Below are 21,596 nucleotides of genomic sequence, written 5' to 3' on the forward strand. Positions count from 1 at the left end.
AGGCAGCACATTGGTCCGCGTAGATATCTTGGCCAGTGGCGACCAGTTTGGCGTCATCCGGTGTCAATAAACCGACTGCTTCGGAGGGCTGGGCCAGAACGAACGCTACGGCGAAACCGGTGAGCGCAAGCCCACCGGTGACCAAGAGTGTTGTGCGCCCTAGCATCAGGTATCGAACGGCTGCGCGGTGCCCGCACGGTAGTATACTGTACCGACCCCAGCCTCTCCCCCAAATGCAATGACGTCGTAACGGGCGGACGGATCGTCGCCCATTCCTGGGGAGCCCATTGGCATGCCGGGAACCGCAAGCCCTGTGATGTCTGGCCGATCCTTCAACACGGTTTCCAGAGCTTCGAACGGCACATGGCCTTCAAAGACATAACCGTCGGCTTCAACGGTGTGACAGGATGCAAGGTTCAGTGGGATACCTCGTGCTGACTTCTGTGCCTCGGGGTCTGTCAGTTCCTCAACGGTGACGGCGTAACCACGAGCGCGAGCCAAGTCGGCCCATGCGTGACAACATCCGCAACCTGGTGAGCTGAGCACGTGCATTGGGGTGCCTGCACGGACGGGAAGAGCGGTCGCGATGAGAGCAGTTGCAGACAGTGTGGTGAAGTGACGACGTGTGATCATGTCTGTCGGTCCTTTGAACTGAAATTTGAACGGAATGCGGGCGAGCGCTCGTTGCCGTTCAGGCTTTCGGAGGACCGGTGGGAACACCAAGTGCGAGGCCCGAAAGATCGGCTCCAGCGTACGTCACACCACCCACTGAGATCACCAGTGCAGCAATCGGCGAAATCCCCGCCGTGGCGACAAGATCACCAAAACTGGATGTTGAGCCCTTGCCGCTAGTGGTGTCGCAACAATCCGCAGCAGCTTTCTCGACATCAGCCAACAGATCATCGCCCGCCATGTGAGCATGATGACCAGAATGATCCGATCCATGGGTCAAGCCATGCTTCACCGACGCTACGGATGCGCCAGAGAATGCAACAACAAGAAGTATCGACAGGACCAGGCGAAACATACCAAATACCTACTGGCGGTATGAGGTTTTGACAAGTTTCGAGGATGTTTCGCCGCATACAACCTAGTTGCACCCATTATGGGTGCGCCACATCTCTGGATCATGTCCGTCCGGAACAGTGAAACATGGATCATATGTATATCCGCGTAAGACTGAATACTGGCTGACTTGCGCATCAGTCAGCAACGTCAATGTCAACAGGTGAGCGTTCAGATGGACGAAGCGCAGGGCTGCTCGCGCCGCGCCCGCTTCCATAACCAGTCGTTCAAGAGTTTCTGCCGTTGGAACACCTTGCTGAAAAGCCAGATCAAGCGCCTGTTCCATTTCGATTAAGTGTTCGCCTGCCTGTATCGCGTCTGCCTGCATCTGGGCGCGGATTAATTCGATTTCTTGGCGCTGCTCTTCAGTCAGACCAATTTGATCGGCAAGTTCGAGAAGATGCGTTGGCCCCGGAACGCCGTTAAGCTCCGCTGCTCGCGCGAGGCCCCATCCGCCACCACGCGCGATCTCCTCTAGGTCCTTTTCCGACAGAGATTTGATGAGGCGCGTTTCTTAACCCGCATAGGCCGACGTTATCGTGTTGTGGTTCCCAGAGTGGGTCTGAGTAAAAGCCACGGAAGGCAAGATCGCTACAAGAAGTGCGAAACGCTTGGTCGCCATGTTAAAAACCCTCGGTTGAGACAGCATTGGCACGAAGGGATTGCATGGAAGACGCAATACGGAACATGATAGAAATCATGTCGGATCATTGGCTTCATTGTTTTGACTACGCACCAAAGCGAACGCTGGTGGAAGGCGAAACTCTGTTTCGGCGGGATGACAGAGTGGAATGGGCTTTTCTGGTTCGTAAGGGGCGGATCTTCCTTCGGCGAGCGCTGCAAGATGGCGGGCTTTTGACGCTTCATACAGCCAATGCTGGTGATCTGGTCGCGGAAGCATCCCTGTTTGCAGACCGCTATCACTGCGACGCTGTGACCGATCTTTCTACGACGGTCTTATTCCTCCCGAGGGACGAATTGATCACGCACTTAGAGGATGCAGCTTCATCAAACCATCTTTCGATCAGAGCGTTTGAACGAACAGCGAGAGATCTACAGACTTTGCGAACCCGCATTGAAATCATGCGACTGCGAAAGGTGACAGATCGACTGGATGCCTATCTCGAACTGTACGGGCCACCGGAAGAAGGCGGTTGGGTGCGTGTTGCCGATTGGATCGGAGTGACGCCCCCCGCGCTATATCGTGAGTTGGCGAAGCGTCGAGAGAAAAAAGATATTCACCATCTCGCAGCAAAATCGTAGATATTGGCTCGGTTCTGACCCTCTCAGCGGTGAGCCAAAGTAGCCGCTCGAGCCCCGAAGCGGCCATTCACAAATGGACTTTGAATATCCCGAGAAGTAGACAAAGCTGTCGATTTCTTTTGAGGCCCACCGGTTGTCTTTCTGAACTTGAAGCCGAGCGCGCGCCTTAAAATTTCTCTATAAGTTGGGGGATGGCCCACTCACAAACCACCCCCCAGCCGAACTGGACTGCAAAGGTCCAGGACGGTTGACTAAAATCGTTCAATTGCGGTTTCTACTTGGCCGCAAAACTTATCAATATCGCGCTTTAGCATATCACTTTCTCGCGTCTCATCTCTGACGCCAGATAGTTCTTCCATAACAGCCCACAAATCTTTTTCTGGAGCTGCCTCCGCGATGCGCACCAAAGCTCGAATAAGGGCGGCCGTTACGAGGCCATTGCCCCGGGCAGCGCGTCGCAGAGCTGGCATCGAGTCTTGAAACAGTGCCTCAGCCGTGATGGACGGGTAAATCACCCGCGCGTTTCCGTCGTCATCCCGATACACACCCGTGCAGAGCTTGGATGACCACGCTCGAGCCAGAGATGCTGATAGACGGTCGATGCACACAATTGCGGTAAACGTGTCATTTACACCCGGCGACAAAGCCCGAAGTGCGATTTCAATGAGGAGGTGGACAGAAAAGCGGATATCTCCATTAGGATCTCGCGCGGGGATCAACGGAGCTGCCGCTTGCACTAGATCATTCAGGCTCTCGTCACTATCACCATAAACATTGGCCAAAGTGTCCGTTGGAACCATGAAGTCACCTGGCTGCACATCAAAAACGACGACTGCCCCTGCTTCCTTGGCCGCACTCACCAGACCTTCGGTATTGATCGAATTCACATATCCAGTGCCCGCGGCCGAGACTTGGCGCTTGTCTCCCTCCTCAGGGACTGCCTCTGAAGACGGAATATCTGCACTGTTTTCGATTGCGGCGCTCACTTGGCGATCCAAGGCTTCAGAAATCCGCGCCGCCTCCTGATCAATGGTTACGCGCGTCGAAACAGTATGAACGAAGAGCAACAGCAAAAGAACTGAGATGATCGAATAGACTATTCCAATCGCGACGGCCAAATTGACTGATGTGTCATCGCGTATCAGCCACAAGATCAACAAGCTGTATAAAAACGTCGCTCCAAGTGAGCCAACTGCAACCTGATTTACCCTGTCTTCGCCAAAGCGCTGCAAGAGCCTGGGCCCAATAGATCCTGCTGCCAAGGTGTAGACCAGCAAAACAATGGAATAGACCATGACCAACGCGGACATGGATGCTGCCGAGATTGCGCTCAGTACATCGCTCGCAGTGCTATTGGACACTCTGATCCAATCGGAAGCGGGCCAACCCCAACTCACGAGCGCTTGCTCCGCCTTGAAGACAATCCCAGCCACCAAAAGCCCTGAAAGACTAATGGCGGCAGGGATAGTTAGGAACCCGCGAAAGTACCTCACTAATTCTCTAGGTGTTTGCATTCCGGTCCCCATTTACGACACGAGCTTTGTTCACAAACCCAGCTCTACGAGAACCGGTCGGCCGCTTCTTTCAAAGCACTCTGCATATCGCTCCATGCAGCCTCGTAGCCCTTTTTGACATCTTCCCAAGCCTCGTCGCTGGTCGACTTCAAATCATTCAGTTGAGCCTCTGCGTCAGACCTTGCCTTGTAGAGCTTACTGAGCTGCTCCTCGAGCTCGAGTTTGGCGTCCGCTTCGGCCACCTTCAGCTTGGCTTCGAGAACATCAATCTGGGCATTCCAACTATCCAGTTGCAGCTGTGCCTTTTTCTCGTACCCAACACGTGTCATCGTTTTTCCTTTCTTCGCAAACCTTGGTTCAAATCGAGGGGAGCCGCCAATTAGGCCGCAACAATTGCCTTGAGCATCCAGACCGCTTCCTCATGCTTCGCCATCCTGGCGTTCATCAGATCCTCCGTAGCTCCATCGCCATAACGGGCTGCGGTAGCGGCAGTCTCACGCAGGTTCCGGGCAATCGCTTCGTTGTCTGCGACCAATTGTTTGATCATGCCCTCTGCATCTTTAACCGTCTCTTCTTCGGTCAGCTTGGCTTGGCTAACCATGTCCGTGAACGAGATCGGTGCCACCTGACCCAACGCACGCACACGCTCGGCCAATTCATCCGCAGCTTCGAACAGGTCGCGATACTGACGCTCTGTCAGTTCATGGATCGGCAGGAATAGCGGGCCCACGACGTTCCAATGTGTGCCTTGCGTTTTCACCATCAGGACCATGGTATCGGCCAGTACTTCCGTCACCGCGTTGGCGATCCAGGCGTTCTTGTCGATGCCTGTGTCGTTGGATTCTTCCTGAACTTCAGACTTCAAGACTTGCTGTATCATTTTCACTCCGTTTCGTTGCTTGCGGAGTAGAACCTAAGGGTGATACGTAAAAATTCAAATAAAATCATATACTTAATATAGGTATCCGACACATCATGGGGCGCTTCATGATCCTGGGTATCCGGCACAACATGCCAAGATTGATGTAGACACGCAGGCCCATTGGCATACATGCTTGGAGTAACTGACGTAAGCTACTGAGGTCATGCCAGTGTCTGATCCAAATCGACCACCCAAGCGCACGGAAAAACTGCAACTGATGCTCGACCTCGAAGAGCTCAAAGCCATTGATGATTGGCGGTTCGAGAACAGACTGCCATCCAGAGCGGCCGCCATTCGAGAACTCATCCGTCGCGGCTTGATTTCGAACGAGTTCGAAGAACCACCCACTGATGCGCCTTCCGGTGAGTTTCGTGTTGTGGATGAGTGACAGGAACATCCACAGAGCACCAAGCGAAAACCATGTTTGATTACCAAAGACTTTGCAAAGTCCGCTTACTGCGCATTGCTGTCATTGGAGCTTCGCGCAGCATCAGTCAATTCTGGGCTCGATACTGAAGTTCGCCTGAATATCCTGAAAGGCCGCTATGCGGACATAAGAGCCGTTCGCTGCTCTTGCAAAGTGGGCTGATCCGAATTTCGAGAGTGCGCAGAAAGCTGACTTTGCAAAGTCGAGCGGACGGCCCTAGACATTTGGTCAAAGTGCGGCCTTGTCGAAAATACGAACGACCCAATCGAGGAAAACTCGGACGCGCGGGGAGAGCTGTCTGTTTTGTGGATAATAAGCAGCCAGCGGTGTGGGCGATGGTGGAGATTCCGGTAAAACCTCTACAAGGCGCTCATCTCTCAAGTCTTCCAGAAAACGATATTTCGGAGCTTGTCCGATCCCGAACCCGTCTCGGATCAGATGATGCACTGTGTCTGCGTCATTTGCTGTAACCAGCGCTGGCAACGAAACTTCCTTAACCTTGTCTCCGATCTTGAACTCTAACGGCAATGCGCCGCCGGTGCGCGAAGACAGGAAGCCGACCATCTGATGGCCTTTCAGATCTTCTACCGACGTGGGAGTGCCAAACTTGGCCAGATACTCTGGACTCGCACAGGTGATTTCGGAGAGATCGGTCAAGTGCCGCGTGATCATTCCACTATCATCAGGAATACCGGCACGGATGACGCAATCGACGCCCTCGCGCACCAGATCCACAAGGCGCTCTGTCTGACCGAGTTGAAGGGTGATCTTGGGGTATTTTGCGAGAAAGTCAGTCAGGTGAGGTAGAAGAAAGACCCGTGTCAGAGTTCCGGGAGCGTCAATGCGCAGAAGACCTGACGGTTCGTTCCCGCGCAATGCGCCTTCAGCTTCCTCCAGATCAGCCAAAATGGACGCGCATCTGTGGTAATATGCCTGCCCATCTGGCGTTGGAGCCACGTGTCGTGTCGTGCGATCTACCAGCCGACTACCAAGGTCACGCTCCAGTCTTTGGATGGCTTCGCTTGCAGTGGACCGGGGAATGTTCAGATCCGCTGCGGCCTTTGTAAAACTCCCGCGTTCCAGCACCCGAACAAACAGTCGCATTGTTTCAAGTCTGTCGATCATTGTTCGCTTTTATCGAATTGTCATTCCAATACAAGACACATTATCTGGATTATTTCTCTGTCTATCTTCGCTTCAAACAGAAAGGGGATAGACATGGTACACGCACAACGAACCGCAATTGTAACCGGCGCCAGCAAAGGGATTGGTGCAGCCATCGCACTCCGCCTGGCTCAGGATGGCCACGCAATCATTGCCAATTATGCAAGTGATGAGGCCGGAGCGAACGAGATTGTAGACGCTATCAAAAAAGCTGGCGGCCAAGCAATCGCAGTCCAGGGTGACATTTCTGATCCATCCTGCATGCCAAGATTATTCGATGCGGCTGAACAGGGGTTCGGCTCTGTCGATGTTCTGGTTAACAACGCGGGTATTATGCACCTGACTGCAGTTGCATCTACATCTGATGACGACTTCGAGGCTCACTGCGCCATCAACATTGGTGGTGTGTTTCGCGGTATGCGCGAGGCTGCCAACCGCATGAACAAAGGTGGCGCGATTGTCAGCCTGTCTTCCAGTGTTGTCGGGCTCTATCAGCCGACCTACGGGGTCTATGCGGCAACAAAAGCTGCGGTGGAAGCGATGACCCATGTGCTGGCCAAAGAACTGGGCTCACGTGACATCACCGTGAATACCGTCGCGCCGGGGCCGGTTGGGACCGACTTGTTCATCAATGGAAAACCCGAAGCATTGATTGAAAACATCAAGAAGATGAACCCGTTTGGCCGGCTCGGAACGCCCGAAGACATCGCTGCTGCTGTTTCGCTTCTGACCGGGCCTGATGGTCGCTGGATTAGTGGTCAAACACTGCGGGCCAATGGTGGTATCGTCTAAGGCACCCCCTCTGGAAGCTATGCATTTCTGACCCGGTTGCGAAATTGAGAATGATAGCTTCCAGAATTACGTTCCGACAGACACCCAAGCTGACATCTCATGCCTATCTACTCTTTTCCTCCTTAGTCTTTCGATGAGCAGTAGAGTCCAGCATCAATGTCCGCAATGAGACTTGGCTCAGCTGGAGACCAGTTCAGAACCTCTTGGGTCCATGTGCTGGATGCCGGACTGTCTGAAGCAGCCATGAAACTGAACCAGTCAAAATAGGCTTGCGCATCGTCACCGGTTTTGGACGAGACTGGCAGCCCCAGATTGCGACCCAGGGCTTCGGCGATATCCTTGAAAGGCACGCCTTCTTCGGCAACGCCGTGGTAGTGAACACCGCCTTCGTTGCGCTCCAAAGCACGCCGGTAAAGACGTGCTGCATCCAGGCGATGGACGGCACACCAGCGGTTTTGTCCTTCATCAATGTAAGCGCCTTCGCCATTTTGCGTTGCGATGTCTGCCAGCATCCGGACAAAGCCATGATCACCCGCGCCATGTACAGAGGGGGCGAGGCGCACAGCAGCAATCTTCACACCTTTTTGCGCCATTTCCGCGCCAGCGTGTTCCGTCGCTACGCGGGGGTTTACCATGTCGCCCGTCGGAGCAAGGTCTGTTTCCTTGGACTCAACACCTGGCGTCAGTATCGCTGTGCCGGATGTCGCAAGGAACAGCCGGTCAGAGCCTGCCAACTCGCTTCCGATTGCACGGATCACTTCGGCATCGTGAGCACAGTTTTCTGCAAATTTCGAGAAGTCGTGGTTGAAACCAAGGTGGATCACAGCGTCCGCCTGAGCTGCGCCTGCGCGCAGGCTGTCGAGATCCTCAAGGTCTCCGTGATGTGCCTCAGCACCGACTTTTTTCAAGGCCTCGGCTGAGGATGCTGAACGAGCCAACCCGATGACCGAGTGGTCGTGATCCAATAGTTCGCGGACGACGGCAGACCCGACATAGCCGGTGGCTCCGGTTACAAAAACGCGCATTGATATCTCCTATGACGTGTTGAAACCTGCGCAGCGGTTCAGGTTTTTCGTCACAAAAAGTACAGGCAAAATTGGCGTTATCAATAATTGAACATCTCGATAATCTTCGCAATCGTCCCAATCTCTTGGATATACGGCTTCTAGCTGATAGAGTTTTGACGCAAACCCAATCGGCAGAGATCACGTGGACCCTCTTTCTGACATCCTCTCCATCCTGAAACCTCAGAGCCATCTGGCAGGTCGTCTCGACCTTGGGCATCCCTCTGCGATTGGCTTTCCCGATCAGGCGGGTGCTCTGAAATGCAACGCCATGATTTCTGGTGATGCCTGGGTGTCTGTTGAGGGCCGCAAAGAATCCGTTCTGGTTAGGGAAGGCGACTTTTTTATCCTACCGACGGGTCGTCCTTTTGCGATCAAGACCGATCCTTCTCTTGAAGCCGAACCCGTAGAGCAGCTTCTGACAGCGCCACTTTCAATGGAGCCAGCGGTTATCAACGGCGGCGGGGGCACAATGATTGCAAGCTGCCGCTTTACCGTGTCTCGAGCTCACGCATTCAGACTCATTTCGATGCTGCCGTCGATTATGGTTATTCCGGCGCAAGAAGAGATCGCCGCCCATCTGGTTCACTCAGTTGGATTGATCCTGGAAGAGCTGGCCGATGATCGTCCAGGTAGTGCCTTGGTTGCTCATCACCTCTCGCACGTGGTCCTGATCCAGACCCTGCGTCATCATCATGCGGAGAAGGATACCCAACTGAGTTGGCTTAAGGCGCTCGCAGACACGCGCTTAGCTTTGGCGCTGACTGCAATGCACAGTGATCCCGGCAAGAAATGGACGCTGAACGAATTGGCTGAAGTTGCAAGTATGTCGAGATCAGTCTTTGCGAGGCGTTTCCAAGAAGCCGCGGGACAAAGTCCCATGGAATACCTTGCTGTTCTTCGAATGATCAAAGCGAGCGATCAGCTCCTGTCATCCCGATGCACCATCGCGACCGTCGCTGATGCCTTCGGATATAAGTCCGAAAACGCATTCAACACAGCTTTCAAAAGGGTCATGGGTCGCCCACCTCGTCAGTTTGTGAATGAGCGTTCCAAAGGTGGTTCAGACCCTGTTTTGACCGCCGAGGACTTATCCCGAAGCTTCCAGTAGATTTGCCTTTGAGTAGCGCGCGGGCGGGCATCCTACATAGCGGGAAAATGCAGTGCTGAAGGCACTGGACGACCCATAGCCTGTCTGGGCAGAGATTTCGGCAATACTGAGATCGCCTGCCCGGAGCATGTGTTTTGCCAATGTCATCCGCCAGTTCTGCAAATAGCTCATTGGGGGCATTCCCATGACGCCTTCGAACCGTGTGAAGAACGCAGATCGGGAAAGTCCAGCTTCGGTTGCAAGAGCTTGAACAGTCCAACTGTGAGCCGGGGCCGCGTGCATGGCTCGCAAACTGGGCCCAACCCGAATGTCTGCCAACCCATGCAAAAGGCCAGCAGTCGGGGCCGGGTCCGCGCCAGAGCGGAAGGCTTCGATTAGTAGGACTTGCAATAGGTTCTCGACGATCACATCTCGCGCCGGCCTGTTTGCGCGAGCCTCGTCGCGAACAAGCCCTGTAAGCGCAGCCAACCGACCCTCACAGCGGACAAAGATCAGATCAGGCAGTAGAGAGATCAATAGATCAGCGTCCGGGCTGGCAAAGGTGCAATGTCCCACGAGCTGTTGAACTTCTGGATCCGCGTCAGATGCCCCAAGCCGGAAAATACCGTCTTCACCCTCCACCGGGTGGTTGACCAAATCAGCGGGTGGCGGAGGGTCCATGCTTGAGAAGGTGAAGGACTTAACCGCAGGTATCAGTACAAAATCACCCGCATTCAATACCAACGGTTCTTTTCCTTCGACCTCCAGGCGTGCACGTCCGGTTAGAAGTGAGCAGTAGAAGGCCTCGTTTACATCCTCGCGATGCACCCGAAATGGTCCCGATGCATGCACCAGTTTGGAATAGGACGCTTTGGGTTGAAGGAGGGTGATGATTTCAGAGAATGGATCTGCCATTTTGGACCATTGATAAAAAGAAAAGGACTATTGATTATACATAATACTGCCGACGTCATCTACTTTCAAGGCATCAACGAATAGGAGATAACGTCATGAAGACCGTATTGATCACAGGATGTTCTTCGGGATTTGGACTGGAGACTTCGCGCTTCTTCCTCGAACAGGGCTGGTCGGTAATCGCGACAATGCGCAAGCCAGATGAAACACTACTGCCGGTATCAGATCGTTTGGCGATCCTGCCATTGGATATCTCGGATAGTGAGAGTATCGCAAAGGCTGTGGAAGCTGCTGGCCCCATCGACGCTTTGGTGAACAACGCAGGCGTCGGCTGGCTTTCCCCATTTGAGGGCACATCAGAGGATAACCTGCGCCGGATTTTTGAGACCAACACGTTCGGCACCATGGAAATGGTCCGTGCGATGCTGCCGCAAATGCGCGCCACGGGGTCAGGGGTGATCGTGAATGTCTCTTCCAGTGTCACACTTAAACCGCTGCCGCTGGCTTCGGTCTACACGGCAAGTAAAGCTGCGGTGAACGCCTTCACCGAATGCCTTGCCCTCGAACTGGCTCCGCTGGGTATCCGGACCCATATCGTTCTACCAGGTCAGGCCCCAACGACGAATTTTGGCAAGAACGCAATGGCAATGATGTCAGAATCCAATGACACGCCTGAAAACTACAAGCCGTTCGTCGAGCAAACCATGGCTGCCTTCATGAACACCGAAGGGAAGGAGTTCACCTTCTCCGAGGATGTCGTTCAGGCAATCTGGAGGGCCGTCACCGACAGCACATGCCCACTTCGGATCCCCGCTGGAAAGGACTCCGTCGCTCTGGCGGCTTGACACCTTCAACAATCAGAAAAAGCCCTCTCGAATAACCAGCATGGCCGACCTCAATGGCTGGCCTTTTTTACCTCAAGCTAGCATTTTTCTCGAAGCGTCCCGTGTTTGGTGCGCCTTAATCGCAGCAAGCCACTCAACGGCAACCTTCGCGCCACCAAAAGGATAAAGGTGAACCGCAACATCAGCTAAATTGCGTCGTTGCAGCCCTTGTTCGATCAAGCAGACCAAACGGGAGAAATCAACGTTCCCGTCCACGGTGTCACTCACGTTGTTCAACCCACGAGCCGAAACCCCAAATTTGCGTGCAAACCTGAGCAGGAGATCCTTTTTGGTCGGCCCAGGTATTCCAATTTGGATCGGCTGGCCAACACCCGCGTTTCGAAGCTGGCTTATCCAGTTGAGAATTCTGTTGGGATCAAAGGCAAGTTGAGTGGTTATGCTCACGCTGCACCCGCAGGACTCCAGAAGTTTTACCTTTTCTCCTAGTAAGGCCACATCCGAACGATAACCTATGGCAGCGTTTCCCTCAGGAAAACCCGGCAAGGTGACCCTCTTGATCGCGTACTTTTCAATCCACTCGGTTCGAAGGAGATCCATCGTGTTGTTGAATGGCCCCGACGCACTTGATGGGTCACCACCAACGACCATGACTTGTCCTTGTGCGCCCGCAAACTGGAGTTTTTCGGTCAGGTCAAACAAGTGTTTCTTTGATTTAAGGCGACGAGCTGCAAATATCGGCACCGGCAATAGTCCGGCGTCGTCGATCCGGCGCACCGTTCGCAGCCTGTCGTAATCATCCTCATCATTCAGCCAGGCCACATTGACAGGGGTTCTCGCAGGAATAAGGGGTGCGGCTGTTGTGAGATCCGCAATCGTCTTTCCTGTCGCCTCAAGTGAATAGAAATTCAAATCCATCAAGGAAACCATCCTCTGAAAGGGCTGTGAATTCATTGGGAGGGCGGTTGGCTAGAACCCGTGCATTCGTTTGGCCCATTGGTATCCAACAATCAGACCCTTCATGACCGGCAGCAGTGCCATGGCACCGACTACTGCGATGACCGACATGCTCAATGCCAAGACCCAAGGTTCTGGCCTCCATGTCACCCATGCGATGTGCAATGCGAACCCCATAAGGTGGCCTACGATCAGGATCGTAAGATAAGCCGGACCATCATCAGCCCGCTGGTGGCTCAGATCCAAACCGCAACTCGAGCACTCATCGTTCACTTTGATGTAGCTATGCAGCAGTTTTCCTTCCCCGCACTTGGGGCACCTGAGGCGCATCCCATTCATGATCGCGGGTTTGATGGGGCGCTCTTCGCTGTCGTCGTGGGCGTCAATTGCAAGTTCGGACATCTTTGATCTCCTTCGGTTGCGCCTCAGATAGTTCATCTTCAGACGCAATGCAATCAATAGCCAATCAATATGATGACACATGCGACAATATGTTGAAATTCGCCTGCAATAAGGATAAGCGTGACAGGCACAATCTTATATATTGAATGGAATGATGCCTTGAAGTCATGGACGCCGAATCTGCGCGACAACGGGAAACCACTCTATGTCCAGATCGCGGAAGCGATCAGACATGATATAGAGACAGGAGTGCTTGATGCAGGTGACAGGCTTCCGCCTCAACGCAGCGTCGCAAAGCTTGTTGGCTTGGATTTCACAACTGTCTCTCGCGGGTACTCTGAGGCCGCGAAACGAGGGTATATCGACACCTTTGTCGGCCGGGGCTCGTTTATCCGGAAACCAGAAGAAACTTCAGAGAAAGCAGACCCACGCCGCGCGCTTGAAGAAGATCCGAACATGAACATGCCCCCGGAGCCAGATGATCCGGCTCTGGTGGCCCGTATGGAACAAGGCCTCACACATGTTGCTGCGAACCTCGTTCCTCTGCTTCGCTACCAATCCATTATCGGGAGCCGGCAAGACCGGGAGACCGCAGCACGCTGGATGAACATCAACGGTATCGACGTTACAGCAGACCAATTGGCAATCACGCCTGGCGCACATGCCAGTTTGCTGTCGATCCTGACATTGCTCGCCAAGCCCGGAGACACCGTGATCTGTGAGCGCGTGACCTATCCCGGTATTCGCGCCATAGGCGCTCAACTTGGCATCCGGCTAATTGGCGTGAGATCAGACGACAGCGGTATTCTTCCTGATGATCTGGATGCCGCTATCCAAGAGCACGCGCCTTCTGCTCTTTATCTGAACCCGACGCTGCAAAATCCCCTGACGCTTACAATTCCGATGGAGCGACGTCAGCAGATCGCGTCCGTTTTGGGCAAGTACGGTTTGCCTTTGATTGAAGATGACGCTTGTCGGTTTGTGTCGTCGGATGCTCCACCGCCTATCTCACAGCAGATTCCCGAATTGGGGTGGTACATCGCGGGTCTTTCGAAATGTCTGGGCGCTGGTTTGAGGCTTGCGCTTACGGTGGTTCCGTCTGGGCTGTCGAAAACCCACTTCACGCGGGCCTTGCAGGCATCGAATGTCATGGCGTCACCAATCACAACAGCTTTGATGGCGCGATGGATCCAGGATGGTACAGCCGCGGCAGTGCAAAAGTTTGTCCGCAAGGAGGCGAACCGCAGACAGAACTTGGCGGCCAAGATCATGCAGGACCAAGACTTCGTCGACTGCAACGAAGCATTCAATATCTGGCTCAAGCTGCCCGAAGGGTCGAGCAGAGCTGATGTGATGAGTCACATGGCCAATCGTCAAATCGGGATCATGCCGAGCAATGCGTTTACGGTGACAGGAGAGCCCGATGAAGCGGTTAGGGTTTGCCTTGGTGGCCCAATTTCATTCAGCCAGCTGACTGAAGATCTCGAAGCGTTGAATTATGCGATTACCCATAAAAATTGGGTTCCCTAGTCTGCTAGGCGGTGACGAATATCTGAAGCGACCTTCGCCTCAGTTCTTCAATTTGCTTTATGGTTCCTGTTTATTTCTATACACTTAGAACCAGATTGGTAAATCGTTGGATGTCTGCTGATCTGACAGGTCGATGCTGAACAATGACGTGCCAGTAGAGCGGTGCGATAAACATATCCAGGATCATTTGCCGATCTGTGTCTTTTGTCAGTTCACCACGCTCAATAGCTCTGTCCAACATAACCATTGCTTGGGCCCGGCGATCCCGCGTTACACTCTCCAGCAAATCTGCTAACTCATCAGAGCGCGCGTGCTCAGCATGTAGATCCGGTAGAATCCGTCTTACAAGCGGATGACGCAGAGTTGCAGCCATCCTGCGCATCAGCCTGGCAACATCTGTCTCAAACGATCCTGTATCGGGGATAGGGGTAAGACTTGTAGCCGCTGCCTTTACTGCTTCTGTCACCAGCTCAAACTTGGACTTGCTACGCCGGTAAAGCGCCGCCTTTCCGACACCTGCGCGAGCCGCAATGCGCTCCATTCGTAGAGCCGAGTAACCCGTTTCCGCCCATTCCTCGAACAAGGCGCGTTGGATTGCTTCCGTCACCGTGTCTTGCAAAACGGCAGCTCCGGCCGGCATCCGACGCGGTCGATCAGAATTTTTTACGTCGGAACTCTTGCGTTCCATCGTGATTCTCCCTTATATAGGACGAAACGGTATCGTTCCGACGTAGCTTGGAGCAAAATCTCAAATACTGCAACCCAATTATGGTACTTGTGGAAGGACGCGAAGATGGACCCGAAATTCGCACTTCTGTGGTTTGCGCCTCTGCTTTGCGGGGCCTTGATACCCATCCATGCCGGAATGAACGCAGAGCTCAGCCGCGCGGCTGGCCACCCACTCTGGGCAACCCTGTTGTCGTTTGGAATTTCATTCGCTTGCCTGGTGGTCGGCATCGCATGGCTTCGACCGACATTGCCAAGCTTATTATCACTATATGCGGCTCCTCCCTGGGCGTGGGTAGGAGGTGTGATCGGTGTCGTTTACGTGATGGCGACCATGGTTCTGATCCCACGCTTTGGGGCCGCCGCATTTATTGCCGCAGTCGTTGCTGGACAAATGACGATGGCACTCATCCTGGACCAGAACGGGCTTCTTGGAAACGCTGCTCGACCAGCAGACTTCTATCGCATCACTGGTGCTGTGCTGTCGATCTCCGGCGTCCTTATCATGCAGTTTGGAAAAGCGGCATAAACCAAGTCACCAGTCACGGAACAACCCACCCGTTAAGGGAACAACAAGAGGTAAAGAAATCATGTCTGATACGAATAACATACCCAGCTTTGGCGCGATGCTGCGCGGTGCCCTCGGAGATGCAATCATCGCAGAAGCAGGCGAGAACTTCCTGGATATGTGTGACGAAGGCATCGTGTTCGAGTTCCCGTTTTCTCCAGAAGGGGCAGTGCGAGAACTCCGTGGCCGAGACACGATGGCCGCCTATCTGCCAAAAGCTGGGGGCCTCATCAGCTTTGAATCCATGAGCCCGGCAGTCACCCATGTCGCGAAAGACGGTGAAACCTTTGTGTTGGAATTCTCCTGCAAAGGTGAAGGTGAGGCCGGGCGCTATGATCAAAACTACATATCGGTCATTGAGGTCCAAAACGGACGCATCACGCGCTATCGCGACTACTGGAACCCTCTAGTTCTGCTGAACGCTGTCGGCGGCGCCGAAGTTCTTAAGTCCAAGCTGGGAGACTTTATTGATGACTAGTTCCATTCTTGTCACCGGCGGCACCGGAAAAACGGGAAGCCGCGTCGTCAAACAGCTACGCGCCAAAGGGCTGGCCCCCAGCGTGGGAACACGCAGCCCTCAGAACAAAAACGACGTGTGTTTCGACTGGAGCGATCCGTCTACGTTCACAGATGCTTTCGAAGGCGTCAGGGCTGTTTACCTCGTAGCACCCACAGACACCGTAGACTCACTGGGCGCAATGCGGCCCGGTCTTGAGACGGCACTTGCCGCAGGCGTCCAACGCTTCGTGCTACTCAGCGCTTCTTCTTTGGAAGAAGGCGGACCCATGATGGGCGCAGTCCACGCTTGGCTGCGCTCCAACGCTCCAGAATGGGCCGTTTTGCGTCCAACCTGGTTCATGCAGAACTTCTCAGAGCTTCATCACCGTGATCCCATTCGCGATGAGTCCGCCATCTACACAGCGACAGATGACGGCCGAGTGGGCTTTATCGATGCTGGCGATATAGCAGCCTGTGCAACGGAGCTGCTGGTCACTCCATCAGTCGAAAACACTGACTATATACTCACTGGCCCGGAAGCGATTTCTTATGATGTCGTTGCCGAAACACTGAGCAATCAATTGGAGCGGAAGATCACCCATCATCACCTAACCGTCGATGAACTGACAGAGCGTCATCAAAGCCTCGGATTGCCGGAAGAATACGCAAGAACTCTGGCGGCAATGGACGGTGTAATTGCTGGCGGGTCAGAGGATCGCGTCACTAACAGTGTGCTGAAGCTGACCGGATCACGACCAACCTCTATCGATCAGTTCGTTCAGCAAAACATGAAAGCATGGACGCAGAGAAAAGATATCAACATGCGAGTGGCTGAGACGGCTAACATGTGAGATGAGTGTGTCCTTAGCTGACCTTCGTGTTGGCTTCGGGGACGGTAGCAATGTTGCGCATGTCGAAGATTGCTAAGCTCGGCGATGAATGTCCGCTTCGGGCTGCCAACCAGCCAACCATGAGTCTTCCAGAAAACAGTCGTACCAAGCCTGTAGCAGTGCGTTTGGGAATGGGTTCAGTACAAGCCCAACAAAAAACCGACCCCAAAAACTGCGATGGAAAACAGCCATAATGGGAGCAGCGAGTACCGAATATGTCGCCCCATGCTTGCACCGGCCAATCCAAGTGCAAGCCAAAGGGCGGGCGAAAACGGGCTGATGAACGTGCCAATGATATTGCCGATGAGCATGGCGTAGACAATGCTCTCTGTTGAGACACCCGTTGGTTCTACAACTTCCAGCATCACTGGCATTAAGCCAAAATAGAACGCATCAGTGCTTAGCACCAACTCAAGCGGCGCGCCGATCAGCCCGACCCAAATGTGTAATGTTGGTACAACGCTTTCAGGCAAGATCTCGACCAACTGCTCAGCCATGACCCGGAGCATTCCTGTACCGTCCATAAGGCCCAGGAACGCCCCAGCAGCAAAGATAATCGTAGCCATTGTCAGCGCAGAAGGCGCATGCGCTTTCATCCGGTTTATTTGGCTGTCCACGTCGCGGTAATTGATGAGTAGAAGCAACGAAAGAGAGATCATGAAGAGAAACGCAGGCGGCAGTAAACCCACCACAAGTGCTACGACCGTCGCCAAAAACAACCCCCCATTCACGAAAATGAGTTGAGGGCGTTCCAATGCCAATTCTTCGTCAGTCACCTTCAAGGCGTATTGTGCCATGCTTCCTGTCGGGTTCTCATCACCTGTTGTCTTGGACATTATGCGTTTCTCGCGAAGTCCCATTAGGACTGCGAAGCCAGCCAACAGAACCAACCCGACAATCTGAATGGGTATCAGAGGGTGCCAAAGCACTGTCAGATCAATACCCGAGACAGCAGAGGCCCTGCCCAACGGCCCGGCCCAGGGAAGCATATTCGCCAGGCCGGCACCCAAGCATAGCATCATCAACATCAAACAGCGGTTCATTCCGAGCCCAACATAGAGTGGTAGCAGGGCCGGAACAGTTAGAAGAAATGTCGTTGCACCAGCGCCATCCAGATGGGCCAGAGCGCCGACCATTGCCGTCGCAACGGTAATCGCCACCGCATTGCCCTTGGTCACCCCGATGATCCAATTGATAATCGGGCGAAAAAGGCCTGTGTCTTGTAAGATGCCGAAGAAGAGTATCGCAAAGATGAACATCGTGGCGACCGGCGCAACTCGAAGTAGACCTGAGTTAAAGAACTCCGACAAATCTGTAGGACCGAAACCCGCCAATAATGCTCCTGCGAGCGGGAACAATATTAACGCTATGACTGGAGTTACGCGACCAGTAAGGAGAGACACAACAACGAGTACAATTGTCACCAATCCAATAATTGCCATGTTGCCTCGGGCTCCTTCCAAGCTCGCAGTCAGTCAATACGCACACACCTTGTGGGTCAAGAAATCTGAGTCACATCCGGGACCGACATCTCAATCAGGACAACAATAGGCTCAAATTCAAGGATGGATGCGTCCAAAACGATATGCTCTCAAAGTGATTGGATTTTTGAGAAAAGTTGATCAAAAAGCGGAGTTTGGTTTGTTGTCGAGCTAAACGCTTTTGTCTCTGCCAACATGCCTAGCACGGACAAATAGTACGGCTATAAGCAACAAGGTCACTACAACCACAATGCTGGCTGCCATTGCTAAATGGTGCGTCACCCAAGGAAGCAACGAGACATTCTGACCGAGTTTATATGCAAGTGTTGTCCAGAAGCTTACCCAAAGCAGTGATCCGATTGCATTGGCCAGAAAAAATGTTTGCCAAGGCAATCCCGTAGCGCCGGCCACGAGACCGTTTAGCTGACGCAGTAAGATAAAGAACCGAGCAACGACAACAACATAAGCACCGAAGCGTTCGGTTACCTGCTCAGCTCTTTCGTATCTTTCCTGTGTGATCCCTATTTTTGTCCCATATGTTAGAATGACCTTGCGGCCATATCGGCGACCAATGAAATACGCAACGTTGTCACCTGCCATCGACGCTACAACTGAGACGATTACCACCAGAAAAATGTTGAGGTCGCCCTGACTTGCAATAGCGGCGCTGGAAATCAGAACTGTCTCACCGGGAATAGGCAAACCCAGCGTTTCCAGGAACAATGCGAGAAAGAGTGTCGGAAGCGCAAAGTCCTGTGAAAAAATCGAAAAATACTCATGCAATTGGGACATAGATGGTTTCTGTCTTTGCCTTATTTACGCTGATGCACCTTTCTTGCGCTACGTGATAGCCGGCATCAACCGAAGCTATTTCACCGCCATGCTGCGGAATGTATAACTCTGTTGTCTGAAGGCTAGTTATCTAAGAGGTTAACCCCTTCGATGATGGAATTACTCTAAGGTGCCTACTCACTCGTGATCTACAAAGTAGTGAGCCCCTTGGGCGTTTTCCGAGCACATTCAGGATCAGTTTGCTCAATGTAACGAAACATTAAGGTATTATGATCTAAGAACTGTATGTTCTAGTTGAAAATAACTGCTTTGGGCTGCGAACAACCAACCGTGGTCACCTTGGAAAATGGCAACACTGAGCCGATACCTACGATTTAGCTGCGAGACGGTGAGCGTCATTTTTCGCTCGACACTTCGCCAACTCGCGATACAGCGCGGGGGGCGTCACTCCGATCCAATCGGCAAAACGCACCCAACCGCCTTCTTCCGGTGGACCGTACAGTTCGAGATAGGCATCCAGCCGATCTTTCACCTTTCGCAGGCGCATGATTTCAATGCGGGTCCGCAAAACCTGTAGTTCTCTCGCTGTTCTTTCAAACGCTCTGATCGAAAGATGGTTTGATGAAGCTGCATCCTCTAGGTGCGTCATCAATTCGTCCCTCGGGAGGAATAAGACCGTCGTAGAAAGATCGGTCACAGCGTCGCAGTGATAGCGGTCTGCAAACAGGGATGCTTCCGCGACCAGATCACCAGCATTGGCTGTATGTAGCGTCAAAAGCCCGCCATCTTGCAGCGCTCGCCGAAGAAAGATCCGCCCCTTAAGAACCAGGAAAGCCCATTCCACACTGTCATCCCGTCGAAACAGAGTTTCGCCTTCCAGCAGCGTTCGCCTTGGTGCGTTGTCAAAACAATGAAGCCAATGATCCGACATGATTTCTATCATGTTCTGTATTGCGTCTTCCATGCAATCCCTCGTGCCAACGCTGTTTCAACCGAGGACTTTAAACATGGCGACCAAGCGTTTCGCACTTCTTGTAGCGATCTTGCCCTCCGTGGCTTTTACCCAGCCCCACTCTGGGAGCCACAGCACGACACCGTCGGTCTATGCGGGTGAAGAAACTCGCCTCATCAAATCACTGTCGGAACAAGACCTGGAGGAGATCGCGCGTGGTGGTGGATGGGGTCTCGCCCGAGCAGCGGAGCTCAACGGCGTTCCGGGGCCAACGCATCTTCTCGAACTTGCCGATCAAATTGGTTTGACCGAAGAGCAGCGCCACGAAATCGAAGTGATCCGCGCGCAGATGCAGGTAGACGCAATACTGGCAGGCAAACGCTTTATCGAAATGGAACAGGCGCTTGACTTGGCTTTTCAGCAAGGTGTTCTAACGGCAGAAACTCTTGAAGGACTGGTTGTCGAAGCGGGCGTGGCGCGAGCAGCCCTGCGCCTCGTCCATCTGAATGCTCACCTGCTGACATTGACGTTCCTGACTGATGCGCAGGTAAGCCAGTATTCAGTCTTACGCGGATATTCAGATGATCCATGTTCCACTGTTCCAGCCGGACATGATCCAGAAATGTGGCGCACCCATAATGGGTGCAACTAGGTTGTATGCGGCGAAACACCCTCGAAACTTGTCAAAACCATATACCCCCAGTAAGTATTTGGCATGCTTCGCTTGGTCCTGTCGATACTTCTTGTTGTTGCATTCTCTGGCGCATCCGTAGCGTCCGTGAAGCATGGCTTGACCCATGGATCGGATCATTCTGGTCATCATGCTCAAATGGCAGGCAACGATCCGTTGGCTGATGCCGAGAAAGCTGTTGCGGATTGTTGCGACACCACTAGCGGCATGGGTTCAGCATCCTGTTTTGGTGATCTTGTCACCACGGCGGGGATTTCGCTGATTGCTCCATTGGTCATCTCAGTGGTTGGTGTGACGTACGCTGGAGCCGATTTTTCGGGTCTAGCACTGGGTGTTCCCACCGGTCCTCCGAAAGCCTGAACGGCAACGGGCGTTCGCCCGCATTCCGTTCAATTTTCACATCAAAGGACCGACAGACATGATCACACGTCGTCACTTCACCACACTGTCTGCAACTGCTCTCATCGCGACCGCTCTTCCCGTCCGTGCAGGCACCCCAATGCACGTGCTTAGCTCACCAGGTTGCGGATGTTGTCACGCATGGGCCGACATGGCTCGCGCACGTGGCTACGCCGTCACCGTCGAGGAACTGACCGACCCCGAGGCACAGAAGTCAGCGCGGGGTATCCCGCTGAACCTCGCATCCTGTCACACCATTGAAGCCGATGGCTATGTCTTTGAAGGCCATGTGCCGTTCGAAGCACTGGAAGCTGTGTTGAGGGATCGGCCTGACATCACAGGGCTTGCTGTTCCTGGCATGCCAATGGGCTCACCTGGTATGGGCGACGATCCGTCCGCCCGTTACGACGTCATCGCATTTGGGGGTGAGGCTAGGGCCGGAACGGTTTACTATCGCGCCGGCACTGTTAAGCCGTTCGACACCTGATGTTTGGGCGCAAAACACTCTTGGTCACCGGTGGGCTTGCGCTCGCCGGTTTCTCCGTAGCGTTCGTTCTGGCCCAGCCCTCCGAAGCAGTCGGTTTATTGACACCGGATGACGCCAAACTGGTCGCCACTGGCCAAGATATCTACGCGGACCAATGTGCTGCCT

27 protein-coding genes and 1 pseudogene are annotated in these 21,596 nt (G+C 53.5%); 13 read left to right on the forward strand and 15 right to left on the reverse strand.

Translation table 11 applies throughout. The annotated features are described in order from the left end of the window. Positions 1–165 precede the first annotated feature (165 nt). The 3 genes from AC2FNU_RS16990 to AC2FNU_RS17000 form a co-directional block, all read right to left on the reverse strand. Positions 166–633, reverse strand: a complete 468-nt coding sequence (locus AC2FNU_RS16990; protein WP_496790630.1) for a DUF411 domain-containing protein — start codon at positions 631–633, stop codon at positions 166–168. Positions 634–691: 58 nt separating this feature from the next. After that, positions 692–1,027, reverse strand: a complete 336-nt coding sequence (locus AC2FNU_RS16995) for a hypothetical protein (protein WP_496790635.1) — start codon at positions 1,025–1,027, stop codon at positions 692–694. 63 nt (positions 1,028–1,090) lie between these two features. Then, on the reverse strand, positions 1,091–1,393 hold the full coding sequence (locus AC2FNU_RS17000; protein WP_496790638.1) for a hypothetical protein: 303 nt from the start codon (positions 1,391–1,393) through the stop codon (positions 1,091–1,093). 338 nt (positions 1,394–1,731) lie between these two features. Between AC2FNU_RS17000 and AC2FNU_RS17005 the strand changes: the two genes are divergently transcribed. After that, positions 1,732–2,328, forward strand: coding sequence for a Crp/Fnr family transcriptional regulator (locus tag AC2FNU_RS17005; RefSeq protein WP_171672726.1), 597 nt, complete (start codon positions 1,732–1,734; stop codon positions 2,326–2,328). A gap of 251 nt (positions 2,329–2,579) precedes the next feature. On the opposite strand, the gene AC2FNU_RS17010 is transcribed toward AC2FNU_RS17005, so the two are convergent. The 3 genes from AC2FNU_RS17010 to AC2FNU_RS17020 are packed head-to-tail and all read right to left on the reverse strand — an operon-like array spanning position 2,580 to position 4,722. Next, complete coding sequence (locus AC2FNU_RS17010) at positions 2,580–3,854, reverse strand: DUF2254 domain-containing protein (RefSeq protein ID WP_496790644.1); 1,275 nt, start codon at positions 3,852–3,854, stop codon at positions 2,580–2,582. A 32-nt stretch (positions 3,855–3,886) separates the two neighbouring features. Then, positions 3,887–4,171, reverse strand: a complete 285-nt coding sequence (locus tag AC2FNU_RS17015; protein WP_170332122.1) for a sll1863 family stress response protein — start codon at positions 4,169–4,171, stop codon at positions 3,887–3,889. 50 nt (positions 4,172–4,221) lie between these two features. Continuing rightward, positions 4,222–4,722: a Dps family protein gene (locus AC2FNU_RS17020; RefSeq protein WP_496790649.1), complete on the reverse strand. Its 501-nt coding sequence runs from the start codon at positions 4,720–4,722 to the stop codon at positions 4,222–4,224. 211 nt (positions 4,723–4,933) lie between these two features. On the opposite strand from AC2FNU_RS17020, the gene AC2FNU_RS17025 reads away from it, so the two are divergent. Continuing rightward, the gene (locus AC2FNU_RS17025; RefSeq protein ID WP_170429673.1) at positions 4,934–5,152 is read left to right on the forward strand and encodes a hypothetical protein; all 219 of its coding nucleotides are present in this window, start codon (positions 4,934–4,936) and stop codon (positions 5,150–5,152) included. Between the two features lie 267 nt (positions 5,153–5,419). Here the strand turns inward: AC2FNU_RS17025 and AC2FNU_RS17030 are convergent, their stop codons facing one another. Then, positions 5,420–6,316 (reverse strand): LysR family transcriptional regulator, encoded by an 897-nt coding sequence (locus AC2FNU_RS17030; protein ID WP_496790657.1) that lies wholly within the window; start codon positions 6,314–6,316, stop codon positions 5,420–5,422. A 93-nt stretch (positions 6,317–6,409) separates the two neighbouring features. Here AC2FNU_RS17030 and AC2FNU_RS17035 point away from each other — a divergent pair, with 93 nt between their 5' ends. Continuing rightward, positions 6,410–7,147 (forward strand): SDR family oxidoreductase, encoded by a 738-nt coding sequence (locus AC2FNU_RS17035; RefSeq protein ID WP_496790660.1) that lies wholly within the window; start codon positions 6,410–6,412, stop codon positions 7,145–7,147. A gap of 122 nt (positions 7,148–7,269) precedes the next feature. Here AC2FNU_RS17035 and AC2FNU_RS17040 read toward each other — a convergent pair whose 3' ends face one another. After that, positions 7,270–8,172, reverse strand: coding sequence for an SDR family oxidoreductase (locus AC2FNU_RS17040; protein WP_496790663.1), 903 nt, complete (start codon positions 8,170–8,172; stop codon positions 7,270–7,272). Positions 8,173–8,356: 184 nt separating this feature from the next. Between AC2FNU_RS17040 and AC2FNU_RS17045 the strand changes: the two genes are divergently transcribed. Continuing rightward, positions 8,357–9,322, forward strand: a complete 966-nt coding sequence (locus tag AC2FNU_RS17045; protein WP_496790667.1) for an AraC family transcriptional regulator — start codon at positions 8,357–8,359, stop codon at positions 9,320–9,322. Here the strand turns inward: AC2FNU_RS17045 and AC2FNU_RS17050 are convergent. After that, positions 9,302–10,216 (reverse strand): AraC family transcriptional regulator, encoded by a 915-nt coding sequence (locus AC2FNU_RS17050; protein WP_480851187.1) that lies wholly within the window; start codon positions 10,214–10,216, stop codon positions 9,302–9,304. The two genes, AC2FNU_RS17045 and AC2FNU_RS17050, sit on opposite strands and share 21 nt — an antisense overlap. Positions 10,217–10,311: 95 nt before the next feature. On the opposite strand from AC2FNU_RS17050, the gene AC2FNU_RS17055 reads away from it, so the two are divergent. After that, positions 10,312–11,061 carry an SDR family oxidoreductase gene (locus AC2FNU_RS17055; protein WP_496790672.1) on the forward strand — a complete coding sequence of 250 codons (750 nt, stop codon included), beginning with the start codon at positions 10,312–10,314 and terminating at the stop codon, positions 11,059–11,061. Between the two features lie 72 nt (positions 11,062–11,133). Here the strand turns inward: AC2FNU_RS17055 and AC2FNU_RS17060 are convergent, their stop codons facing one another. Then, positions 11,134–11,976, reverse strand: coding sequence for a methylenetetrahydrofolate reductase (locus AC2FNU_RS17060; protein ID WP_496790674.1), 843 nt, complete (start codon positions 11,974–11,976; stop codon positions 11,134–11,136). 51 nt (positions 11,977–12,027) lie between these two features. Beyond that, positions 12,028–12,417, reverse strand: a complete 390-nt coding sequence (locus tag AC2FNU_RS17065; protein WP_496790675.1) for a DUF983 domain-containing protein — start codon at positions 12,415–12,417, stop codon at positions 12,028–12,030. A 120-nt stretch (positions 12,418–12,537) separates the two neighbouring features. Between AC2FNU_RS17065 and AC2FNU_RS17070 the strand changes: the two are divergent. Then, positions 12,538–12,798, forward strand: a pseudogene (locus AC2FNU_RS17070) (GntR family transcriptional regulator); the annotation flags it as partial. Between the two features lie 75 nt (positions 12,799–12,873). After that, on the forward strand, positions 12,874–13,947 hold the full coding sequence (locus AC2FNU_RS17075) for an aminotransferase-like domain-containing protein (protein WP_496790696.1): 1,074 nt from the start codon (positions 12,874–12,876) through the stop codon (positions 13,945–13,947). Positions 13,948–14,023: 76 nt separating this feature from the next. Here the strand turns inward: AC2FNU_RS17075 and AC2FNU_RS17080 are convergent, their stop codons facing one another. Continuing rightward, a complete protein-coding gene (locus AC2FNU_RS17080; RefSeq protein WP_496790676.1) occupies positions 14,024–14,554 on the reverse strand; it encodes a TetR/AcrR family transcriptional regulator in 531 nt (176 codons plus the stop codon). Between the two features lie 186 nt (positions 14,555–14,740). Here AC2FNU_RS17080 and AC2FNU_RS17085 point away from each other — a divergent pair, with 186 nt between their 5' ends. The 3 genes from AC2FNU_RS17085 (at position 14,741) to AC2FNU_RS17095 (ending at position 16,590) form a co-directional block, all read left to right on the forward strand. Then, on the forward strand, positions 14,741–15,202 hold the full coding sequence (locus AC2FNU_RS17085) for a DMT family transporter (RefSeq protein WP_496790678.1): 462 nt from the start codon (positions 14,741–14,743) through the stop codon (positions 15,200–15,202). A gap of 61 nt (positions 15,203–15,263) precedes the next feature. Next, positions 15,264–15,719 (forward strand): nuclear transport factor 2 family protein, encoded by a 456-nt coding sequence (locus AC2FNU_RS17090; protein ID WP_496790679.1) that lies wholly within the window; start codon positions 15,264–15,266, stop codon positions 15,717–15,719. Next, positions 15,712–16,590 (forward strand): ergot alkaloid biosynthesis protein, encoded by an 879-nt coding sequence (locus AC2FNU_RS17095; RefSeq protein WP_496790682.1) that lies wholly within the window; start codon positions 15,712–15,714, stop codon positions 16,588–16,590. Before AC2FNU_RS17090 ends, AC2FNU_RS17095 begins: the two co-directional genes overlap by 8 nt. 176 nt (positions 16,591–16,766) lie before the next feature. Here the strand turns inward: AC2FNU_RS17095 and AC2FNU_RS17100 are convergent, their stop codons facing one another. The 3 genes from AC2FNU_RS17100 to AC2FNU_RS17110 all read right to left on the reverse strand — a co-directional run bounded on the left by AC2FNU_RS17100 (position 16,767) and on the right by AC2FNU_RS17110 (position 19,866). Continuing rightward, entirely contained in the window at positions 16,767–18,071 is a 1,305-nt protein-coding gene (locus AC2FNU_RS17100) for a CitMHS family transporter (protein ID WP_496790686.1), read from the reverse strand. A 210-nt stretch (positions 18,072–18,281) separates the two neighbouring features. Then, positions 18,282–18,902 (reverse strand): DedA family protein, encoded by a 621-nt coding sequence (locus AC2FNU_RS17105; protein WP_496790689.1) that lies wholly within the window; start codon positions 18,900–18,902, stop codon positions 18,282–18,284. A gap of 367 nt (positions 18,903–19,269) precedes the next feature. Beyond that, positions 19,270–19,866 (reverse strand): Crp/Fnr family transcriptional regulator, encoded by a 597-nt coding sequence (locus AC2FNU_RS17110; RefSeq protein WP_496790692.1) that lies wholly within the window; start codon positions 19,864–19,866, stop codon positions 19,270–19,272. 43 nt (positions 19,867–19,909) lie between these two features. Here AC2FNU_RS17110 and AC2FNU_RS17115 point away from each other — a divergent pair, with 43 nt between their 5' ends. The 3 genes from AC2FNU_RS17115 to AC2FNU_RS17125 all read left to right on the forward strand — a co-directional run bounded on the left by AC2FNU_RS17115 (position 19,910) and on the right by AC2FNU_RS17125 (position 21,431). After that, on the forward strand, positions 19,910–20,506 hold the full coding sequence (locus AC2FNU_RS17115; protein WP_496790693.1) for a Spy/CpxP family protein refolding chaperone: 597 nt from the start codon (positions 19,910–19,912) through the stop codon (positions 20,504–20,506). Between the two features lie 63 nt (positions 20,507–20,569). Next, entirely contained in the window at positions 20,570–20,905 is a 336-nt protein-coding gene (locus AC2FNU_RS17120; protein WP_496790694.1) for a hypothetical protein, read from the forward strand. A 190-nt stretch (positions 20,906–21,095) separates the two neighbouring features. Beyond that, entirely contained in the window at positions 21,096–21,431 is a 336-nt protein-coding gene (locus AC2FNU_RS17125) for a DUF411 domain-containing protein (protein ID WP_496790695.1), read from the forward strand. Positions 21,432–21,596 lie beyond the last annotated feature (165 nt).

The sequence above is a fragment of the Ruegeria sp. BHSB064 genome, assembly GCF_059613205.1.

Bases quoted from the DNA above. Each gene is read 5' to 3' on its own strand.
- AC2FNU_RS17055 (WP_496790672.1), top strand. From the start codon at position 10,312: ATGAAGACCGTATTGATCACAGGATGTTCTTCGGGATTTGGACTGGAG.
- AC2FNU_RS17060 (WP_496790674.1), bottom strand. From the start codon at position 11,976: ATGGATTTGAATTTCTATTCACTTGAGGCGACAGGAAAGACGATTGCG.
- AC2FNU_RS17120 (WP_496790694.1), top strand. From the start codon at position 20,570: ATGCTTCGCTTGGTCCTGTCGATACTTCTTGTTGTTGCATTCTCTGGC.
- AC2FNU_RS16990 (WP_496790630.1), bottom strand. From the start codon at position 633: ATGATCACACGTCGTCACTTCACCACACTGTCTGCAACTGCTCTCATC.
- AC2FNU_RS17105 (WP_496790689.1), bottom strand. From the start codon at position 18,902: ATGTCCCAATTGCATGAGTATTTTTCGATTTTTTCACAGGACTTTGCG.
- AC2FNU_RS17040 (WP_496790663.1), bottom strand. From the start codon at position 8,172: ATGCGCGTTTTTGTAACCGGAGCCACCGGCTATGTCGGGTCTGCCGTC.
- AC2FNU_RS17005 (WP_171672726.1), top strand. From the start codon at position 1,732: ATGGAAGACGCAATACGGAACATGATAGAAATCATGTCGGATCATTGG.
- AC2FNU_RS17075 (WP_496790696.1), top strand. From the start codon at position 12,874: ATGAACATGCCCCCGGAGCCAGATGATCCGGCTCTGGTGGCCCGTATG.
- AC2FNU_RS17125 (WP_496790695.1), top strand. From the start codon at position 21,096: ATGGCTCGCGCACGTGGCTACGCCGTCACCGTCGAGGAACTGACCGAC.
- AC2FNU_RS17035 (WP_496790660.1), top strand. From the start codon at position 6,410: ATGGTACACGCACAACGAACCGCAATTGTAACCGGCGCCAGCAAAGGG.
- AC2FNU_RS17115 (WP_496790693.1), top strand. From the start codon at position 19,910: ATGGCGACCAAGCGTTTCGCACTTCTTGTAGCGATCTTGCCCTCCGTG.
- AC2FNU_RS17015 (WP_170332122.1), bottom strand. From the start codon at position 4,171: ATGACACGTGTTGGGTACGAGAAAAAGGCACAGCTGCAACTGGATAGT.
- AC2FNU_RS17110 (WP_496790692.1), bottom strand. From the start codon at position 19,866: ATGGAAGACGCAATACAGAACATGATAGAAATCATGTCGGATCATTGG.
- AC2FNU_RS17065 (WP_496790675.1), bottom strand. From the start codon at position 12,417: ATGTCCGAACTTGCAATTGACGCCCACGACGACAGCGAAGAGCGCCCC.
- AC2FNU_RS17030 (WP_496790657.1), bottom strand. From the start codon at position 6,316: ATGATCGACAGACTTGAAACAATGCGACTGTTTGTTCGGGTGCTGGAA.
- AC2FNU_RS17050 (WP_480851187.1), bottom strand. From the start codon at position 10,216: ATGGCAGATCCATTCTCTGAAATCATCACCCTCCTTCAACCCAAAGCG.
- AC2FNU_RS17100 (WP_496790686.1), bottom strand. From the start codon at position 18,071: ATGGCAATTATTGGATTGGTGACAATTGTACTCGTTGTTGTGTCTCTC.
- AC2FNU_RS16995 (WP_496790635.1), bottom strand. From the start codon at position 1,027: ATGTTTCGCCTGGTCCTGTCGATACTTCTTGTTGTTGCATTCTCTGGC.
- AC2FNU_RS17000 (WP_496790638.1), bottom strand. From the start codon at position 1,393: ATGCAGGCAGACGCGATACAGGCAGGCGAACACTTAATCGAAATGGAA.
- AC2FNU_RS17095 (WP_496790682.1), top strand. From the start codon at position 15,712: ATGACTAGTTCCATTCTTGTCACCGGCGGCACCGGAAAAACGGGAAGC.
- AC2FNU_RS17010 (WP_496790644.1), bottom strand. From the start codon at position 3,854: ATGGGGACCGGAATGCAAACACCTAGAGAATTAGTGAGGTACTTTCGC.
- AC2FNU_RS17090 (WP_496790679.1), top strand. From the start codon at position 15,264: ATGTCTGATACGAATAACATACCCAGCTTTGGCGCGATGCTGCGCGGT.
- AC2FNU_RS17085 (WP_496790678.1), top strand. From the start codon at position 14,741: ATGGACCCGAAATTCGCACTTCTGTGGTTTGCGCCTCTGCTTTGCGGG.
- AC2FNU_RS17020 (WP_496790649.1), bottom strand. From the start codon at position 4,722: ATGATACAGCAAGTCTTGAAGTCTGAAGTTCAGGAAGAATCCAACGAC.